The 16,537-nt window shown below is 73.5% G+C and carries 16 protein-coding genes; 8 read left to right on the top strand and 8 right to left on the bottom strand.

What is annotated here, in order from left to right:
* Nucleotides 1-17 precede the first annotated feature (17 nt).
* The gene (locus AMK33_RS19805; protein ID WP_073934163.1) at nucleotides 18-434 is read right to left on the bottom strand and encodes a Zn-ribbon domain-containing OB-fold protein; all 417 of its coding nucleotides are present in this window, start codon (nucleotides 432-434) and stop codon (nucleotides 18-20) included.
* A gap of 162 nt (nucleotides 435-596) precedes the next feature.
* Nucleotides 597-1,316, bottom strand: a complete 720-nt coding sequence (locus AMK33_RS19800) for a TetR family transcriptional regulator (RefSeq protein WP_073934162.1) — start codon at nucleotides 1,314-1,316, stop codon at nucleotides 597-599.
* Between the two features lie 130 nt (nucleotides 1,317-1,446).
* Here AMK33_RS19800 and AMK33_RS19795 point away from each other — a divergent pair, with 130 nt between their 5' ends.
* Together AMK33_RS19795 and AMK33_RS19790 are read left to right on the top strand one after the other, a co-directional pair.
* Nucleotides 1,447-2,277, top strand: coding sequence for a hypothetical protein (locus AMK33_RS19795; RefSeq protein ID WP_073934161.1), 831 nt, complete (start codon nucleotides 1,447-1,449; stop codon nucleotides 2,275-2,277).
* Between the two features lie 74 nt (nucleotides 2,278-2,351).
* Nucleotides 2,352-2,981 (top strand): peptidoglycan-binding domain-containing protein, encoded by a 630-nt coding sequence (locus AMK33_RS19790; protein ID WP_073934160.1) that lies wholly within the window; start codon nucleotides 2,352-2,354, stop codon nucleotides 2,979-2,981.
* Nucleotides 2,982-2,989: 8 nt separating this feature from the next.
* Here AMK33_RS19790 and AMK33_RS19785 read toward each other — a convergent pair whose 3' ends face one another.
* The 3 genes from AMK33_RS19785 to AMK33_RS19775 form a co-directional block, all read right to left on the bottom strand.
* Complete coding sequence (locus AMK33_RS19785) at nucleotides 2,990-5,386, bottom strand: SpoIIE family protein phosphatase (protein ID WP_073934159.1); 2,397 nt, start codon at nucleotides 5,384-5,386, stop codon at nucleotides 2,990-2,992.
* 115 nt (nucleotides 5,387-5,501) lie between these two features.
* A complete protein-coding gene (locus tag AMK33_RS19780; RefSeq protein WP_073934158.1) occupies nucleotides 5,502-5,876 on the bottom strand; it encodes a hypothetical protein in 375 nt (124 codons plus the stop codon).
* Between the two features lie 291 nt (nucleotides 5,877-6,167).
* On the bottom strand, nucleotides 6,168-7,085 hold the full coding sequence (locus AMK33_RS19775) for a MurR/RpiR family transcriptional regulator (RefSeq protein WP_073934157.1): 918 nt from the start codon (nucleotides 7,083-7,085) through the stop codon (nucleotides 6,168-6,170).
* A gap of 147 nt (nucleotides 7,086-7,232) precedes the next feature.
* Between AMK33_RS19775 and AMK33_RS42200 the strand changes: the two genes are divergently transcribed.
* Together AMK33_RS42200 and AMK33_RS19770 are read left to right on the top strand one after the other, a co-directional pair.
* A complete protein-coding gene (locus AMK33_RS42200) occupies nucleotides 7,233-7,418 on the top strand; it encodes a hypothetical protein (RefSeq protein WP_143203843.1) in 186 nt (61 codons plus the stop codon).
* 50 nt (nucleotides 7,419-7,468) lie between these two features.
* A complete protein-coding gene (locus AMK33_RS19770) occupies nucleotides 7,469-7,882 on the top strand; it encodes a DUF3662 domain-containing protein (RefSeq protein ID WP_073934156.1) in 414 nt (137 codons plus the stop codon).
* Between the two features lie 9 nt (nucleotides 7,883-7,891).
* Here AMK33_RS19770 and AMK33_RS19765 read toward each other — a convergent pair whose 3' ends face one another.
* The 3 genes from AMK33_RS19765 to AMK33_RS19755 form a co-directional block, all read right to left on the bottom strand.
* Nucleotides 7,892-9,454: a phospholipid carrier-dependent glycosyltransferase gene (locus AMK33_RS19765; RefSeq protein WP_201263052.1), complete on the bottom strand. Its 1,563-nt coding sequence runs from the start codon at nucleotides 9,452-9,454 to the stop codon at nucleotides 7,892-7,894.
* A 96-nt stretch (nucleotides 9,455-9,550) separates the two neighbouring features.
* Nucleotides 9,551-10,063 (bottom strand): GNAT family N-acetyltransferase, encoded by a 513-nt coding sequence (locus AMK33_RS19760; RefSeq protein ID WP_073934154.1) that lies wholly within the window; start codon nucleotides 10,061-10,063, stop codon nucleotides 9,551-9,553.
* 16 nt (nucleotides 10,064-10,079) lie between these two features.
* Nucleotides 10,080-10,742, bottom strand: a complete 663-nt coding sequence (locus AMK33_RS19755) for a nucleoside/nucleotide kinase family protein (RefSeq protein ID WP_073934153.1) — start codon at nucleotides 10,740-10,742, stop codon at nucleotides 10,080-10,082.
* Between the two features lie 94 nt (nucleotides 10,743-10,836).
* Between AMK33_RS19755 and AMK33_RS19750 the strand changes: the two genes are divergently transcribed.
* The 4 genes from AMK33_RS19750 (at nucleotide 10,837) to prcB (ending at nucleotide 16,503) form a co-directional block, all read left to right on the top strand.
* Complete coding sequence (locus AMK33_RS19750; protein WP_073934152.1) at nucleotides 10,837-11,574, top strand: HAD family hydrolase; 738 nt, start codon at nucleotides 10,837-10,839, stop codon at nucleotides 11,572-11,574.
* Complete coding sequence (locus AMK33_RS19745) at nucleotides 11,571-13,925, top strand: glycoside hydrolase family 65 protein (protein ID WP_073934151.1); 2,355 nt, start codon at nucleotides 11,571-11,573, stop codon at nucleotides 13,923-13,925. Before AMK33_RS19750 ends, AMK33_RS19745 begins: the two co-directional genes overlap by 4 nt.
* A 168-nt stretch (nucleotides 13,926-14,093) precedes the next feature.
* Complete coding sequence (locus AMK33_RS19740; protein ID WP_073934150.1) at nucleotides 14,094-15,578, top strand: hypothetical protein; 1,485 nt, start codon at nucleotides 14,094-14,096, stop codon at nucleotides 15,576-15,578.
* 79 nt (nucleotides 15,579-15,657) lie between these two features.
* A complete protein-coding gene (gene prcB, locus AMK33_RS19735; RefSeq protein WP_073934149.1) occupies nucleotides 15,658-16,503 on the top strand; it encodes a proteasome subunit beta in 846 nt (281 codons plus the stop codon).
* Nucleotides 16,504-16,537: the final 34 nt, after the last annotated feature.

The following is a 16,537-nucleotide window of genomic DNA, read 5'->3' as shown; positions in this document are numbered from 1 at the left end:
CCGTGCCCGGCGGACCGTCAGGTCCAGGCCCGGAACGGCTCGTCCACCAGTTGGAAGACCGGCTCGCCGCGCACCGGGTCCTTGGCCGTCGACAGCCGTACCCGGTCGCCGCCGTGGATGCCGATGGGCGGCCCCATGACCCGGCCGCGCACCACGAACCCCTCGGCCATCTCGATCAGGGACACATTGCGGGCCGCCGGGGTGTTGCGGTGCAGCACCGTGGAATGGCGGACCGTCCCGACGCCCTCGCTGCGCTCCGTGCGCAGGTCGCTGCCCTGGCAGACCGGACAGAGCAGCCGGTGGTACATGGCGGTGCCGCACCAGGTGCAGCGCTGGAAGAGCATGGCCTCCGCGTGGTCCTTGCCCTGGGGATCGAGGACACCCGTCGCGGAGCCGGCTGCCTGCTGAGCGACGCTTCCTGAGTGGTGGTACACGCTGGTCAACTCCCTGCACTCGGCCGGAATCCCGCGTGCGCGGTCACCCGGCACGCGCGTGCCGGTGCGCCCTGCCACCGTGCACAGCCACAGAGTATGGCACTCAGTGCCACTCGTAAAGGCACTCCGTACCCCCAAAATGGGGTGAGCGCCCGCGCCGGGTCACCCGCGCCCGAGCGCGGTCTCCAGCTCCTGCACCACCCTCCACAGTGGCGCCCCGCGCCGCGAGACGACCACCACCACGTCTCCGGGCCCCTCGCCCGCCGCGGCGACGGGCCCGGCGCCGAACGCGGCCCGCACATGCCCCAGCGCGTGGTCCACCGCGGCCTCCGCGTCCCCCTTCCCGTCCGAACGCAGCCAGGAGCGCAGCGCGTTGTTGTGCGCCGCGACCACCGCCGCCGCGATCACATCGGCGCGGAGGACGCCGTCGGGCAGACCGGCGAAGCGGTCCCGCAGAAATCCGGCCAGCGCCCGCTCGTACCGCCAGACCACGGACAACTCGTACGCCCGCAGTCCGGGCACGCTCTTGGTGAGGCGGTAGCGCTGCACGGAGAACGCCGGGTTCTCGGCGTACATCAGCAGCACCAGCCGGGCCGCGTCGCAGACCCTGCGCACCGGATCGTCCTCGGAGCCCGCCGCCAGGAAGGCCGTCATGTCGGCGAGGCAGCGCTCGTGGTCGGGGAAGACCACGTCCTCCTTGGACGGGAAGTAGCGGAAGAAGGACCGCCGGCCCACCCCGGCGAGCGCCACGATGTCGTCGACCGTGGTCTGTTCGTAGCCCCGCTCCAGGAACAGCCGGAACGCCGCCGCGACCAGGGCGTCCCGCATCGGCGGCTTCTCGGCCCTGTCCCCGCGGCCGGGAGCCGCACTGCTGGAGCTCATGCACGGAACGTAGCACCGGGAAGCCACTGATGGCACTCAGTGCACGCCGTACACGGAACTCAGTACCGCTGTGTCCCCTTCCCGCAGGTCGTTCCTATGATCGAGCCACCGCCGTCCCCGAGGAGCCCGTATGCCGCCCGTCCGTCCCCGCGTCCTGTACGTCACCGACCTGGCCTACCCGGCCCGCGGGCGCCGCTACTGCGACGAGGACGTCTTCCTCACCTCCCGGCTGCGCGAGCACATCGACCTCGCCCTGTGCCATCCGCGGGACGCCGCCGCCCTGATGGACGGCTTCGACGCCGTCGTGGTCCGCAACAGCGGTCCCGTACTGGGGTACCGGGACGCCTACGACGCCTTCCGCGAGCGCGCCACCGCGACCGGCACACCGGTCTACAACCCGCTCACCGGCAGGGGCGACATGGCCGGCAAGCAGTACCTGCTCGACCTGACCGTCGCCGGCCGTCCGGTGATCCCCACCGTCGACCGGCCGGAGGACCTGCACCGGCTGCCCGGCACGGAGCGGTACGTGGTCAAGCCCAGGCTCGGCGCCGACTCCATGGGCCTGCGCGTCGTCCCCGTCGACGAGGTGCGCGGACTCGTCGACGGGGACGTCCTGGTGCAGCCGCACATCGACTTCGTCCACGAGATCTCCTTCTACTTCGTCGACCACGACTTCCAGTACGCCCTCTACGCCCCGCACCCCGAACGCCGCTGGGAGCTGGAGCCGTACGAACCCGGCCGGGACGACCTGGACTTCGCCCGGGGCTTCATCGACTGGAACACCCTCGACCACGGCATCCAGCGCGTCGACGCCTGCCGCGCGCCGGGTGGCGAACTGCTGCTGGTCGAACTGGAGGACCTCAATCCCTATCTGTCCCTCGACGCCCTCGACGACACCGGCCGGGAGGCGTTCGTGTCCGCCATGACGGCGTCCCTGCGCCGTTTCCTCCGCGACGCCTGAACCCGCGGGACCTCCGTCACGTACCTCTGTGCGCAAGCGGACCGACTCCCCGCGCGGCACGGAAGGAGAGCGACGTGACGACACCGTCCGGACCGGGACGGCCGCACGACGGGCCGCCCCTCGAACCCGTCCGCGTCCTGCGCCCGCGCCGCACCGACGCACTCGCGGAGCTGTTCCGGGAGTTCGAGGAGGAGGGGCGGGGCGGGTACGAGCCGGTGCCGCCGCCCCGGCCGCCGCACGGGTCCGAGGACCGGACACAGGAACTCCCGCCCGTGCCCGCGGCCCGGCACGCCTCCGGGATCCGCCGCACCGCCCTGGCGCTCGCCGTGGCCGCCGCCGCGGTGGCGGGCTTCGGCGGCGCGCTCCTGCTCGTGGAACGCGACGCCGACGACCGCGCGGCACCCGGCCCGCGTCCGTCCACGACCGCCCCCGTCACCCCGGCCCCGCCCGCCCCCGCCGAGCAGGGGTTCCTCCGCGAGGGAGACTCGGGCCCCGAGGTGACCGAACTCCAGGAGCGGCTGCTGCGCGTCCCGGACGTCTACCGGTCCGGCGCCACCGACGGCCGCTACGACGCCGCCCTCTCCGCCGCCGTCGCCCGCTTCCAGCTCTGGTACGGCATCCGGGGCGACGAGACCGGCGTCTACGGCGACGACACCCGCCTCGCGCTGGAGTCCCGCACCGGCCGGTCGTCGTCGGGCACCTGACCCGGTGGCTACCGCTCCTTCGGCATCCGGATGTCCAGCACGCACACGTCGTCGCGGCGCTCGTCCTCCAGCATCGCCTCCAGCAGCGTGCCCAGGGACCCGGCCCCGTCGCCGGGGTGGGCCGCCACGGCCTCGGCCAGCCGCCCGAGGCCCACGTCGATGTTCTCCGGGGGGCGCTCCACCAGACCGTCGGTGTACAGCAGCATCCGGTCGCCCGGTTCGAGACGGCACTCGGCCTCCTCGAAACGCGGCGTGGTGGTTCCGCCGAGCAGTATGCCGCTGGGCCGGCGCAGATACGTCACCTCGCCGTCGCGCAGCAGCAGGGGCGGGGTGTGTCCCGCCTGCGCCCAGAGCAGGCGCCGTTCCGCCGGCCGGTAGCGGGCCAGCACCATGGTCGCGGTGCCGTGGCTGTCCCGGGAGTGCAGCAGCAGGGTGTTGAGCCGGGCGAGCGCGCCGGTCAGCGAGGAGCCGGTGATGACCATGCCCTTGGCGGTGAACCGGAGCTGGGCCATGGTGGCGACGGCGTCCACCCCGTGTCCGGCGACATCGCCGACGACGAACAGGGCGTCGCCGTCGGGCAGTTCGATGGCGCTGAACCAGTCGCCGCCGACGTGTATGCCGGCCTGGGCGGGAAGGTAGGCGACCTCGACGCGCAGTCCGGCCAGGTCGACCACCCGCTCGGGCAGCGGCAGCAGGGCGTTCTGCAGCCGGGCGACCAGGGACCGCTCGGCCTGGAGCACGTCGTGCTGGGTGACGATGGCCCGCTCGGTCTCCACCAGGGCGAGCTCGGCCCGCCGCCGCGCGGTCAGGTCCTGCACGAAGCCGTGCACCTCGACGGGCGTGCCGTGCAGATCGGCCACCGCCTCGGCGGCGAGCCGCAGATGCCGGACACCGCGCGTGCCGCGGACCCGGAACGGGGTGTCCAGCGGCAGGCCCTCGTGGATCAGGGCGTCGACGGCGTGGCTCAGCGCGGACCGGTCCTCGGGCACCGCGAGTGCGGGGAGGTCGACGAGCCGGACGGGCCCGTCCGCGGGGTCCCGGTCGAGGATCGCGAAGACCTGCGACGACCAGGACGCCTCGGACGTGGTCAGGCTCCAGTTGGCCCAGCCGAGGTTGCCCAGCCGCTGCAGGTCGGCGAGCCGCTGCTCCTGCCGGTCGGAGGAGGCGTGCCGGACCCAGGTGACGACCAGCGCGTCCGCCGGCCGAGTCACCCGTACGGAGTATGTGGCCAGCTCGGTGGCGCCGTTCACGACCTCCTGGTGGGCGAACGGCTCGCTCTCGTACGTCCCCCCGTCGGCCAGGGTGTCCAGGCAGCCCCGCCACACCGGTGTGTCGACCAGGTCGGGCCGCACCTCCCGCAGCCGCCGCCCGGCCGGATCGCCCCCGGTGCCGCCCAGGACGTCGGCCGCCTGCGCCGTCACGGCGTCCACCCGGAAGTCCTCGGTCCCGCCGGACGGGCCGCGCAGCGGGGTCAGCAGCATCGCCGGAACCGGCAGCGCCGCGAACAGCGCCCGTACGGCGTCCGGGAGCGGGTCGGCCGCGGGCTCGGACGGGGCGGTGAACGTACGCAGTCGGCCGGCGCAGAGCCGGACCACTCCGCGCAGATGGGCGCGGTCGCGCGGGGTGAAGGGGCCGGAGCGCTCGCGCAGCACACCGACGCAGACCTCGGGACCGTCCCCGCCGGGCAGCGGCAGCCAGGCGCGCGAGCGCCACCGCCCGGGCGGATCACCGATCAGCAGGTACCGCGTGCTGTCCCCGGCGAAGTCCTCCAGCCAGAGGGGTTCACCGGATTCGAGGGCGTCCAGCGCGGCGACCCCGCTGAAGGGGGGCACCTGACGCCACCGGGTGGCCAGCCGTTCGTCGATCCCGGCGTGCCCGAGCAGTTCGAGGCCCCCGCCGGTGCGGCGGGCGTAGATCATGACCGAGTCCGCGGCCAGGTCCTGCCCGAGGTGTTCCAGCAGGCACCGGGCCAGCTCCTGGGGGGTGCCGGTGCGCACGAGGACCCGGGCGAGGCGGCTCAGGGCGGCGGCGACGTCCTCGGGGGCCGAGGGCGCCGCCGGGGGGTCGGCCTCGGGGAGGCCGGCCGTCGCGCCCCCGGTCTCCTCGGCCGGCCGTGCGGACGGCTCACCGGGCCGGGCGGGCGCCAGTTCCCCCAGGGTGATCCAGCACTCCTCCAGCAGGGTGCGGCGGGCCGCCTTGGCACGCTGGAGCAGGGTCTCGCCGGCGGCGTCGGCGGAGCACCCGCTCAGCGCCATCACGACGCCCTTGGCCCGCTCCACGACGGCCGATGTCGCGGCCTGCTCGCGCAGCCGGTCCATCTCGGCACGCTGCCGGGCCACGACCCTGGCCAGTTCCGCCAGGTCCGGCGCGGCTCCGGGCCCCACCGGGACAATGGGCTCCCTCATCACGCGATGAGCATCGCACACGTCTCCCGGTTCGTTGACCGGCTTGTTCGCCCGGAAGTCCGCGGACAGCCCTGACCAGGGGGGTCGTGACGTGCGCACCGGGCGGGGACCGCGGTCAGCGGCCGGACTCGGCCAGGGCCCGGGCGACCGCCCGTACGCTGCGGGCGATGTGCTGGAGCTGCGTGACCTCGGCCGCGTAGAGCTTGATCGTGTGCTCGATGACCCCTTCGCGCAGTCCGGCCCGGGGCAGGTCGGAGCGGGCGGTCTGCAGGGCGGTGCGGGCCACCCGGATCTCGTGCTCGACCTGGATCTGGGCGTGCCGGGCCAGCAGGACGGGGTGCCGGACGAACGCCGGGTAGCTCGCGTAGCGCGCGGGCACCAGCTCACGCAGCCACTTGGCCGCCGAGCGTTCCCAGTCGTAGCTGCCGGGGGTCTTGACCTGGCAGGGCCAGTCGGGACCGAGTCGCGTGGTCGTCAGGGGCATGATCATCGCTTCCGGGTGTACGGCGTCGCGTGGAGGGACGACGGAGTGGGGCGGCCCCGGCCCAGGGGATGACCGGGGCCGCCACGAGTGGCCGGGCAGGGGATGCCCGGCCGACCCCCGGCCGCCGGAGCGGGTAGGTGCCGGCGGCTTCGGGTGTCCGTGCGGGCGCCCGGTGCTGAGCGGCCGGGCCGTGATCCGTGAGCAGTATTTATATATGCCATCTGGTTTGCAAGACGTATGAAAACATTCATGCGCGCTTTGATGTGGGCGTTTCCCGCGAGGCGACCTCCGGCGGGGTCAGTCCCTGAGGAAGAACTGGTGTTCGTCGGCGACGTGCTCGTACTCGTCGAGCCGGGCCTGTGTCCGCTCCGGATCCGCGTCCGTCATGGCCTGAAGCAGCGCCGCGCACATCACGACCGGAGCGGCGTAGGAGTCGAACACCAGCCGGGATCCGGTGCCGGTGGCGAAGGTGACGTCGGCCTCGTCCACGATCGGGCCCAGCGCCAGATCGGTGATCAGCGCGACCTTCAGCCCGGCGCTGCGGGCGACCCGCACCGCGGTCAGGGTCTCTTGGGCGTGCCGCGGCATGGAGAACGCCAGCACCCAGCTGCCGCCCGCTTCCCGCGACTGCAGCAGCGCGTCGTAGGCGACGCTGCCGCCCAGCGTCACGAGCCGGACGTCCGGGTGGATACGGCGGGCGGCGTAGGCGAAGTACTCGGCCAGGGAGACGGAGATGCGCAGCCCGAGTACGGTGAGCGGAGTGGACGCGGACAGCCGGCGGCCGACCTCGATGAACCGGTCGGCGTCGGCGAAGTCCCGCCGCAGGTTCTCCAGGTTCTCGATCTCGGCGTCCACCGCCGCTTGCAGCTCGTTGCCCCGGACCTCCTCGGCGGGACCGCCGGAGCGGGTGCCGAGCGTGATCGACTGGAGCCTCTCCCGCAGCGCGGGGTAACCGCTGAAGCCGACCGCCGAGGCGAACCGGGTCACCGAGGGCTGGCTCACCCCGGCCCGGTCCGCGAGATCCGTGATCGACAGGAACGCGGCCTCGGCGATGTGCTCGATCAGGTACTGGGCGATGCGCCGCTGGCCGGGGGAGAGCCGGGGCCGGTCGAACAGCGTGCGGAGCTGGGCCGTCGGGGACACCTCCGGGTCCTGGCCCGCCTTCCCCGAGGTGATCGCGGATGCCTGTGCGCGTGCCTGCTGCGGCGATCGCACCGGTGCGCCTCCTTCGTGTCCCACGAGGGTTCAACATAGCCCACCCGCCGTGGTGACCAGGCCGCTCACCGGAGCACACCGGACCGCTCCACCGGGGATATCCGCGCCTCCCGGGGGAACCCGACGGCACAGCGAAGCAGAAACCCCATGACACACCAGGAGCCACCGGACATGACCGTCCCCGAGGAGAACCGGCCGAAGACCCGGGACACCGACGACATCGTCGAACAGCGGCAGGACAAGGAGACACGCGATCAGGGCGGCACCGGCCGCACGATGCGCGAAGCGCTGGAGGAGGCCGAGGTCAAGCCCGACGACTTCCGGGAACGCTAGACCACACCCACCGTCCCCCGCCCCCGACCACGTCCCGAGCAGGTGAAAGCATGAGCGCCCTGAGCGCGCTGGAAGACGCCCTGGAGAACCGATGGGAAGCGCTGTGGGCGCGGCTGTTCGGCCGGGAGCCGGTCGAACTCGTCGACGCCCTGCGGCGCGAGTGCGACAGCCACGCCGTGGTGTGCCGGGCGGGCCGGGTGATGGTCCCCAACGCCTACGACGTGGAACTGGCCGAACCCGTGCACGAGGAACTGACCCGCCGCGGCAGCCGCGTGGGACAGGCGCTCACCGACCGGCTGGCCCGGCACGCAGCGCGCCACGGCTACGAATGGGCGGGCCCGCTCGCCGTGCACGTCCGCCGGTCCGCCGAGGTCCCCAACGGCCGCTTCCGCGTGGCGAGCAGCGTGATGCCGCACGTGAGCGCCGACGCCTTCCAGCGCGCGGGGCAGCCGACGCCGGGCTGACGGCGCGGGTCAGCGCCGGTAGACCGTGATCGAGTGGCCGACGTCGTCGACCGGGCGGCTGCTGTCGATCAACTCGGCCAGCCGGCCGGTCGCCTTGGCCGCCGCGGAGTCCGACACCACCAGCACCCCGCGCACCTCGGCGAGCGGTGCCCGGCGCGGATCGGCGGCGTCGATGCCGTAGTACGACGGCACCCCGCTGCCCTTGTAGACCAGCCAGATCCGCTCCCCGCGGTACCGCTCGCGCAGCCGGTCGGCGAGCCGGCCGAGGTCCTGGCCCCAGTCGACGTTCGAGTCGTGCAGCCGGAACCGGGTCTTCGACGGACCGCCGAACGCCTCGTTGGAGTACGGCAGATAGAGGGGGAACGTCCGCAGCGAGCTCGCCGCGACGAACGCCACCAGCAGCGCCGTCGCGGCCGGCACCCACCGCCGGCGCACCACGAGCACACAACCCGCCGCCACCGTCAGGAACATCGGCAGGAAGACGGCGTACCGGGTGCCGAAGTCCCGTGAGCCGTACATGGCGGCGGCCAGCAGCACCGCCGGGGCCGGGAGCAGATACGGTGCCGCGGGCCGCAGCCGCCGTACCGCCACCACCGTGACGGCGCCGGCCGCCCACAGCACGAGCACGCCGAGCGGCGTCTTCACCAGCAGCGCGGCCGGCAGGTAGTACCAGAGCGAGCCCTCGTACACCCGCCCGAACAGGAAGCCCTCCCAGGGGTGGGTCTCGAGGCCGAACTGGACGCGCATGCCGTCCCGGAACGGCTCGGGGAACGGCATCAGTTCCACGAGCAGCCCCCGCAGCCCGCGCAGTGCCGGCACGGGCTGCTGCGGAGCCCAGCGCAGCCGGGGATCGACGGCCAGGTACACGGCCCACACCACGGCGACCGAGGCCAGCGCGAAGACGACGGCGCCCGCGGCGGCCCCGCGCCGCCTGCCACCCGCGCACCACACCGAGACCGCGGCCGTCACCACCAGCACCGGCAGCGCGGGCAGCACACTCATCTTCGTCGCCAGCGCCGCCCCGAACGCCACACCCGCGAGCGGCAGACGGAGGCGCGGCCGTCGGCGTGCCCGCCACAGCAGCCACACCGAGGTCAGGACGAACCCGGCGGCCGGCACGTCGAGCGTGGCCAGCGAGCCGTGGGCGATCACGTCGGGGGAGAGGCAGTACAGCGCGAGCGCGGCCAGGGCGCCCGCCGCACCGGCCAGTTCACGGGCGAAGGCGAACACGACGAGCCCGAACAGCAGCGTCAGGACGATCACCGGCAGACGCGCCCGGAACATCAGCCGCCAGGGGTCGTTGCCCGACTCGTACAGCAGGTGCCGGCCCAATTCGCCCTGGTCGCCGTCGAATCCCGTGTCGAGGCGCGGATCGGCGACCGCCACCCCGGCGGCGATCACCAGCTTCCCGAGCGGCGGATGCTCGGGGTTGTACCGCAGGCTGCGCTCCTCCAGATACACGGCGGCCGTGCCCACGTACACCGGCTCGTCGATCGTCGGCGTCTGCCGCACGGCGGTGGTGACCATCGCCACGGCCATCTGTCCGAGCAGCAGCACCACGACCACGGTCATCGGCCACCGCCGGCCCGCGCGCCGCGACACGGTGCCGTCGTCGCCACCGGCGGCCGGATCGCGTACGTCCGCCGCCACGAGACCCCTCATGGGCCCCTACTGTCGCACCGCACCTCCGCCCACGGGCGGAACCGCCCGTGCGGCGAGTTCCTCCAGCGGGGCACCGGCCAGCCGGCACACCGTCCACTCCTCCAGCAGCTCCGCGCCGAGCGACTCGTAGAAGGCGATCGCCGGTTCGTTCCAGTCCAGCACCACCCACTCGAAGCGCTCGAACCCGCTCTCCCGGCAGATCGCCGCGAGGGCGGCCAGCAGCGCCTTGCCATGCCCGGCGCCCCGGGTGTCCGGGCGGACGTAGAGGTCCTCCAGATGCATCCCGCGCGTACCGGTCCAGGTCGAGAAGCGCGGGAACCACAGCGCGAACCCCGCGATGCCGCCGGTGTCGTCGTCCTCGGCGATCAGGACGGACGCGGCGGGGCGCTCGCCGAACAGGGCCGCCCGGAGCTGCTCGTCGGTGGCACGGGCCTGCTCGGCGGCCTTCTCGTAGGTGGCGAGTTCGCGGATCATCGCGCGGATCTCGGGGACGTCGTGCACGGTGGCTTCTCTGATCACGGTACGAGAGCCTGCGTCACCGGGCCGCACTCCGTCCAGCCGGTTCCGGTGGCCGGACCACCAGGTCGGCCCTGTCCCGCGTCGACGCCACCAGCTCGGCGTTGCGCCGGTCGCTGCGCTCGACCCACGCCACCGCCTCCGCGTGGCTCTTGCCGAACTCCTCGTGCCGGGCGATCAGCCGCCGCAGCCGCTCCTCCTCGTCCAGGACACAGAACCACACCTCGTCGAGGAGCGGCCGGACCCGCGCCCAGGCACCGGTGTCCAGCAGCAGGTAGTTTCCCTCCGTCACCACCAGCCGGGCCGTCGGCGGCACCGGGAGCGCGCCCGCGAGCGGCTGCTCCAGCGTCCGCTCGAAGCCGGGGGCGTACACGACGTCGTCGTACGTCTCCTCGCGCAGCCGCCGCAGCAGTGCCGCGTACCCGGCCGCGTCGAAGGTGTCCGGGGCGCCCTTGCGTTCGCGGCGGCCGAGGCGGTCGAGTTCGGCGTCGGCGAGATGGAAGCCGTCCATCGGCACCTGCGCGACCCACGGCTCCCCGCTGCCGTTCAGCTCCCGCACCAGCCGCTCCGCGAGCGTGGACTTGCCCGCGCCCGGACTGCCGGCGATGCCGAGGATCGCGCGCCGGCCGCCCCGCGGAAGGGCACGGGCACGGCGGAGGAGGTCGTCGAAGGTCAGCGCCACACAGGAGAGTGTGTCACCTGGGAAGCGGACGGTCTGCCGCCATGTGGCCCGCGCCACCCACTGTTCGGCACCGTATCGGGGAACGGTGTCCTGTATGACGGATCCAGGTCTGCCCGATGACATCCTCGCCTGCCTCTTCGACCTCGACGGCGTCGTCACGAAGACGGCCGTCGTCCACGCGGCCGCCTGGAGGGAGATGTTCGACGCCTTCCTCCGCGAACGGGACGGCGACGCCTTCCGGCCCTTCAGCGACGCCGACTACGACGAGTACGTCGACGGCCGCCCGCGCGCCGACGGCGTCCGCACCTTCCTCGCCTCCCGCGGCATCGAACTGCCCGAGGGCGGACGCGACGACCCGCCCGACGCCCGCACCGTGCACGGCCTCGGCAACCGCAAGAACGAACTGCTGCTGGCGAAGATCCGCACCGACGGCGTGGAGGCCTACGACGGCACCCTGCGCTACCTCGCCGCGGTCCGCGCCCGCGGACTGCGCACCGCGATCGTCTCCTCCAGCGCCAACTGCCGTGACGTACTGCGGTCGATCGGTGCCGAGGACCTCTTCGACGTCCGGATCGACGGTGTGGTCGCCGCCGAACGCGGCCTGCCCGGGAAGCCGAAGCCCGACACCTTCCTCGCCGCCGCCGCGGACCTCGGTGTCGAGCCGTCCCGGGCCGCCGTGTTCGAGGACGCGCTGGCCGGCATGGACGCGGGCCGCGCCGGGCACTTCGGATACGTCGTCGGTGTGGACCGGGTGGGCCAGACCGACGCGCTGTACGCGCACGGCGCCGACCGGGTCGTGACGGACCTCGCCGAACTCGGAGACGACAAGTGATCACACAGCGGGCGTACGCCGTCGAACCGTGGACCGTGCGCGAACACAGCCTGGACCTCGACGTCCTGGCACAGAGCGAATCCGTGTTCGCGCTGTCCAACGGCCACGTCGGCTGGCGCGGCAACCTCGACGAGGGCGAACCGCACGGCCTGCCCGGCTCCTACCTCAACGGCGTCCACGAACTGCACCCGCTGCCCTACGCCGAAGCCGGCTACGGCTACCCGGAGTCGGGCCAGACGGTCATCAACGTCACCAACGGCAAGGTGATCCGGCTGCTGGTCGACGACGAACCGTTCGACCTGCGCTACGGGCGCCTCGTCAGCCACGAGCGGACCCTGGACCTGCGCCGGGGCGTCCTGGAGCGGGTCTGCGAATGGACCTCCCCGGCCGGGTCCACGGTCCGGGTGCGCTCCACCCGGCTGGTCTCCCTCACCCAGCGGGCCGTCGCCGCCGTCGCCTACGAGGTCGAGCCCGTCGACAGCCGCACCCGCGTGGTGCTGCAGTCCGAACTCGTCACCAACGAGAGCCTGCCCGGACCGGACGGCGACCCGCGCGCCGCCCGCGCCCTGAAGTCCCCGCTGGAACCCGAGGAGGACCTCGCCAAGGACCACCGGCTCCGCCTGGTCCACCGCACCCGGCGCAGCGGCATCAGGGTCGCCGTGGCCGCCGACCACGTCGTCGACGGCCCCGAACGCACCACCACCGACTGTGAGAGCAACGTGGACATGGCCCGGCTGACCGTCACCTCCGTCCTGGAGCCGGGACAGCGGCTGCGGGTGGAGAAACTCGTCGCCCACGGCTGGTCCGGTGCCCGCTCCCGGCCCGCGATGAGCGACCAGGTGGAGGCGGCGCTGGCGGCCGCCGCGCACAGCGGCTGGCAGGGCCTCCTCGACGAACAGCGGGCCCACCTCGACGACTTCTGGGCCCGCGCCGACGTCGAGGTCGACGGCGACGAGGAGATCCAGCAGGCCGTACGCTTCGCCCTCTTCCACGTCCTCCAGGCGGGGGCCCGTGCCGAACGGCGCGCGATACCCGCCAAGGGGCTGACCGGCTCCGGCTACGACGGTCACGCCTTCTGGGACACCGAGGTGTTCGTGCTGCCCCTGCTGATCTGCACCGCGCCGGACGCCGCCGCCGAGGCGCTGCGCTGGCGGCAGACCACCCTGCCCGTCGCCCGCGAGCGCGCCGCCCAACTCGGCCTGCGCGGGGCCGCGTTCCCCTGGCGCACCATCGAGGGCTCGGAGGGCTCCGCGTACTGGCCGGCCGGCACCGCCGCCTTCCACGTCAACGCCGACATCGCCGACGCCGTGGTGCGCTACGTCCAGGCCACCGGCGACGAACGCTTCGAACGCGACACCGGAGTGGAGCTGCTGGTGGAGACCGCCCGCCTCTGGCGCTCCCTCGGCCACCACGACGACCGGGGCGTCTTCCACATCGACGGCGTCACCGGACCGGACGAGTACAGCGCCGTCGCCGACGACAACACGTACACCAACCTCATGGCCCGGGCGAACCTGCTGGCCGCCGCCGACGCCTGCAAACGCCACCCCGACACCGCGGCGGCCCTCGGTGTCGACGAGGAGGAGAGCGCCGGCTGGCGGGACGCCGCCGAAGCCGTGAACCTCCCCTACAACGACGAACTCGGCGTGCACGAACAGCACGCGGGCTTCACCCGCTACCAGCGCTGGGACTTCGCCGGCACCCGCGCCGACCAGTACCCGCTGATGCTGCACTTCCCCTACTTCGACCTCTACCGCAAACAGGTGATCAAGCAGGCGGACCTGGTGCTGGCGATGCACACCTGCGCCGCCCACTTCGAGGAGGTCTTCGGCGAGGAGCAGATCGCCCGCAACTTCGCCTACTACGAGCCGCTGACCGTACGGGACTCCTCGCTGTCGGCCTGCGTCCAGGCCGTCCTCGCCGCCCGCACCGGCCACCTGGACCTGGCCCACGCCTACACCGCCGAGGCCGCCCTCATGGACCTCGCGGACCTGGAGCACAACACCCGCGACGGACTGCACATCGCCTCCCTGGCCGGCACCTGGACGGCCCTGGTCGCCGGGTTCGGCGGCATGCGCTGGGACGACGGCATCCTCCGGTTCACCCCACGGCTGCCGTCGAGGCTGCGCCGCCTGGCGTTCACCCTGCGGTTCCTCGGCCGGTGCCTGCGCGTGGAGGTCACCGCGGACCGGGCGACGTACACGCTCCGCTCCGGACCGCCGCTGACCATCCGTCACCACGGCACCGAGCTGACCGTGCGCGAGGGCGCCCCCGCCGAGCGTCCCGTCCCGCCGCTCCGGCCCCGCCCGGCGCCCGAGCAGCCCCCGCACCGGGGCCCGCACCCGCGCTGACCGGCGGCGGGCCCCGGGGCGGATGGCCGTGTCCCGTCCTGCGGGCCCGCCGCACGCGGGTTAGTTTGTCGGTGATCCCCGGAACGCCGGTTTCCCGGAACCCGTCCTCCAGAGCGCAGGACCCGTGGAAACCGGGACCCGATGACGCGCGGGAATGAGGGACGGACGATGACCGACGGCACCGGTGCCCTTCTCACCGGCATACGGAAGCGCGAGCAGCGGGCCGGACCGGGCCCGTCACTGCGCGGCGGCACCCGCCCGCTCGCGGTGCTCGCCGCCGTCTTCACCCTCGCCCAACTCGCCCTGGTCCGCCCCGTCCTGGGCCTCGGCTGGGACGAGATCGTCTACACCAGCCAGGTCACCTCCCACCACCCGGCCGCCTTCTTCAGCGCCCCCCGCTCCCGCGGGGTGTCCCTGCTGGTGGCGCCCGTCGCGTCCTGGTCCGAGTCCACGGCGCTGCTGCGCGTCTACCTCGCCCTGCTCTCCGGCCTCGCCCTCCACCTGGCCCTGCGCTCCTGGCGCGGCCTGTTCCCCACCCGGGTCCTGGTCACCGCCGGCGCCTTCTTCGCCTCCCTGTGGATCACGCTCTTCTACGGTCCCCAGGCCATGCCCAACTACTGGGTCGCCGTCGGCGCGCTGACCGCCGCCGGCTGCTTCCTGCGCCACCGTGCGGACCCCTCGTCCGGCGGCCCCCTGTGGGGAGTGGTGGCGGGGGCCGCGCTCATGGCCTGGATGCGGCCCACCGACGCCGTCTGGGCGACGGTCCCGCTCCTCGTCCTCGCGCTGGCCGGCCGGCACGGGCGGTCCCTGCTCGCCCTCGCCGGCGGTCTGCTGGCGGGAGCGGTCCCCTGGGTGGTCGAGGCGTACACCGCGTTCGGCGGCCTGCGGGAGCGGCTCGCCGAGGCCTCCCGCATCCAGGGCGGGCTCGGCCTGAACATCGCCGTCGACGACCAGCTGCGCAGCCTGGGCGGGCGCGCCCTGTGCCGTCCGTGCACGGGCTCGATGCCCCACCCGGTGATCACCCTGTGGTGGTTCGTGCTGCCGCTGCTCGCCGTCCTCGGACTGGTCGTCGCCGTGCGGGCCCGCCGCACCCTGCGCACCGTGGTGCCGCTGGCCTGCGCCACGGCCGTCGCCCTGCCCTACCTGTTCATGATCGAGTACGCGGCGCCCCGCTTCCTCCAGCCCGCCTACGCCCTGCTCGCGATACCGGTCGCCGACGCGCTGTGGTACCTGGTCACGGCACCGCGCGGAAAGTGGCGGCCGGCAGCCAGAACCCTGGTCGCACTCGGTCTGGCCGGTCACCTCACGGTGCAGCTCACCGTCCTCGTGTACACCGTGGACCGCAACGTCGACAGCCGCCGGGACTGGGCCCGCATGGCCGACGACCTGCACCGGCTCGGTGTCCGACCGCCCTGTCTGATCACCGGCCACGAGGCGATCCCCATCGGCTACTACACCGGCTGCTCCTCCGGCGCGACCGCCGGGAACAACGAGAACACCACGGCCGCCGAGATCCTGCGCACCGCGGACCGCGTCCCGGTCGCCACCCTCACCGGGCCCGGCGGCACACCGCCCGGGTACGCCCGCACCTGGCCCGTCCACCGGATCGGCGACCTCGAAGCCCGTATCGCCCCGGCGCCCGGCTCCGGCTGACGGCGACGGGTTTCCCGCGCACCCGGTCCAGGTAGGAGTCGGTTGTCGGGGCGCGCAGGAGCGACGAGGGGGAAGCGGCATGGCGGAGAGCGAGCACGAAGGGCGGCTGGGGGAGGAGTTCTTCACTCCGGGCAGTTCGTCCTTCACCGAGTTCCTGGCGGCCCACCGCCCCGAACTGCTGGGCGCGCGCACCCTGCCCGAGGGCGTCCGCGCCACGGAGGTCCCGCACGGCACCACGATCCTCGCCCTCACCTACGGCGACGGCGTACTGATCGCCGGTGACCGCAGGGCCACCATGGGCAACCTGATCGCCCAGCGCGATCTGGAGAAGGTGCTGCCCGCCGACGACCACACCGCCGTCGCGATCGCCGGCTCCGTGGGGATCGCCCTCGACATGGTGCGGCTCTACCAGGTCGAACTCGCCCACTTCGAGAAGATCGAGGGCGTCCCGATGACCCTCGGCGCCAAGGCGGCCCGGCTCGCCACCATGATCCGCCAGAACCTCGCCCAGGCCATGCGGGGCCTCGCCGTCGTCCCGCTGCTCGCCGGTTACGACACCACCGCGCCCGGGGGAGGCCGGGGCCGCATCTTCTCCTACGACGCCGCCGGCGGCCGCTACGAGAAGTACGGCTTCCACGCGGAGGGCTCCGGATCCCCGTACGCCAGGGGCGCCCTCAAGAAGCTCCACCGGCCCGGCATGTCCCGCGACGAGGCCGCCCTGGCCGCCCTGGAAGCGCTCTACGACGCCGCCGAGGACGACTCCGCGACCGGCGGCCCCGATCTCTCCCGCCGCATCTTCCCGGTCGTGTCGGTCATCACCGAGGACGGCTACGAACGGCTCGGCGAGACCGAGATCCGACGGCTGAGCCTCGACATGGTCGACCGGCGGCACTCCCGCCCGGACGGCCCGAACGCGCCCCTCTGATCCTCGCGGGACCCGCTCCGTCATCGGACGCACC

The sequence above is a fragment of the Streptomyces sp. CB02400 genome, from assembly GCF_001905725.1.
Classification (GTDB): Bacteria; Actinomycetota; Actinomycetes; order Streptomycetales; family Streptomycetaceae; genus Streptomyces; species Streptomyces atrovirens.
The sequence above is the reverse complement of the archived record's forward strand: the minus strand, read 5'-3'. Positions and strand labels throughout refer to the sequence as shown.

Bases quoted from the DNA above. Each gene is read 5' to 3' on its own strand.
- AMK33_RS19785 (WP_073934159.1), bottom strand. From the start codon at position 5,386: ATGAGGGAGCCCATTGTCCCGGTGGGGCCCGGAGCCGCGCCGGACCTG.
- AMK33_RS19780 (WP_073934158.1), bottom strand. From the start codon at position 5,876: ATGATCATGCCCCTGACGACCACGCGACTCGGTCCCGACTGGCCCTGC.
- AMK33_RS19800 (WP_073934162.1), bottom strand. From the start codon at position 1,316: ATGAGCTCCAGCAGTGCGGCTCCCGGCCGCGGGGACAGGGCCGAGAAG.
- AMK33_RS19740 (WP_073934150.1), top strand. From the start codon at position 14,094: ATGACCGACGGCACCGGTGCCCTTCTCACCGGCATACGGAAGCGCGAG.
- AMK33_RS42200 (WP_143203843.1), top strand. From the start codon at position 7,233: ATGACACACCAGGAGCCACCGGACATGACCGTCCCCGAGGAGAACCGG.
- prcB (WP_073934149.1), top strand. From the start codon at position 15,658: ATGGCGGAGAGCGAGCACGAAGGGCGGCTGGGGGAGGAGTTCTTCACT.
- AMK33_RS19795 (WP_073934161.1), top strand. From the start codon at position 1,447: ATGCCGCCCGTCCGTCCCCGCGTCCTGTACGTCACCGACCTGGCCTAC.
- AMK33_RS19770 (WP_073934156.1), top strand. From the start codon at position 7,469: ATGAGCGCCCTGAGCGCGCTGGAAGACGCCCTGGAGAACCGATGGGAA.
- AMK33_RS19765 (WP_201263052.1), bottom strand. From the start codon at position 9,454: ATGACCGTGGTCGTGGTGCTGCTGCTCGGACAGATGGCCGTGGCGATG.
- AMK33_RS19750 (WP_073934152.1), top strand. From the start codon at position 10,837: ATGACGGATCCAGGTCTGCCCGATGACATCCTCGCCTGCCTCTTCGAC.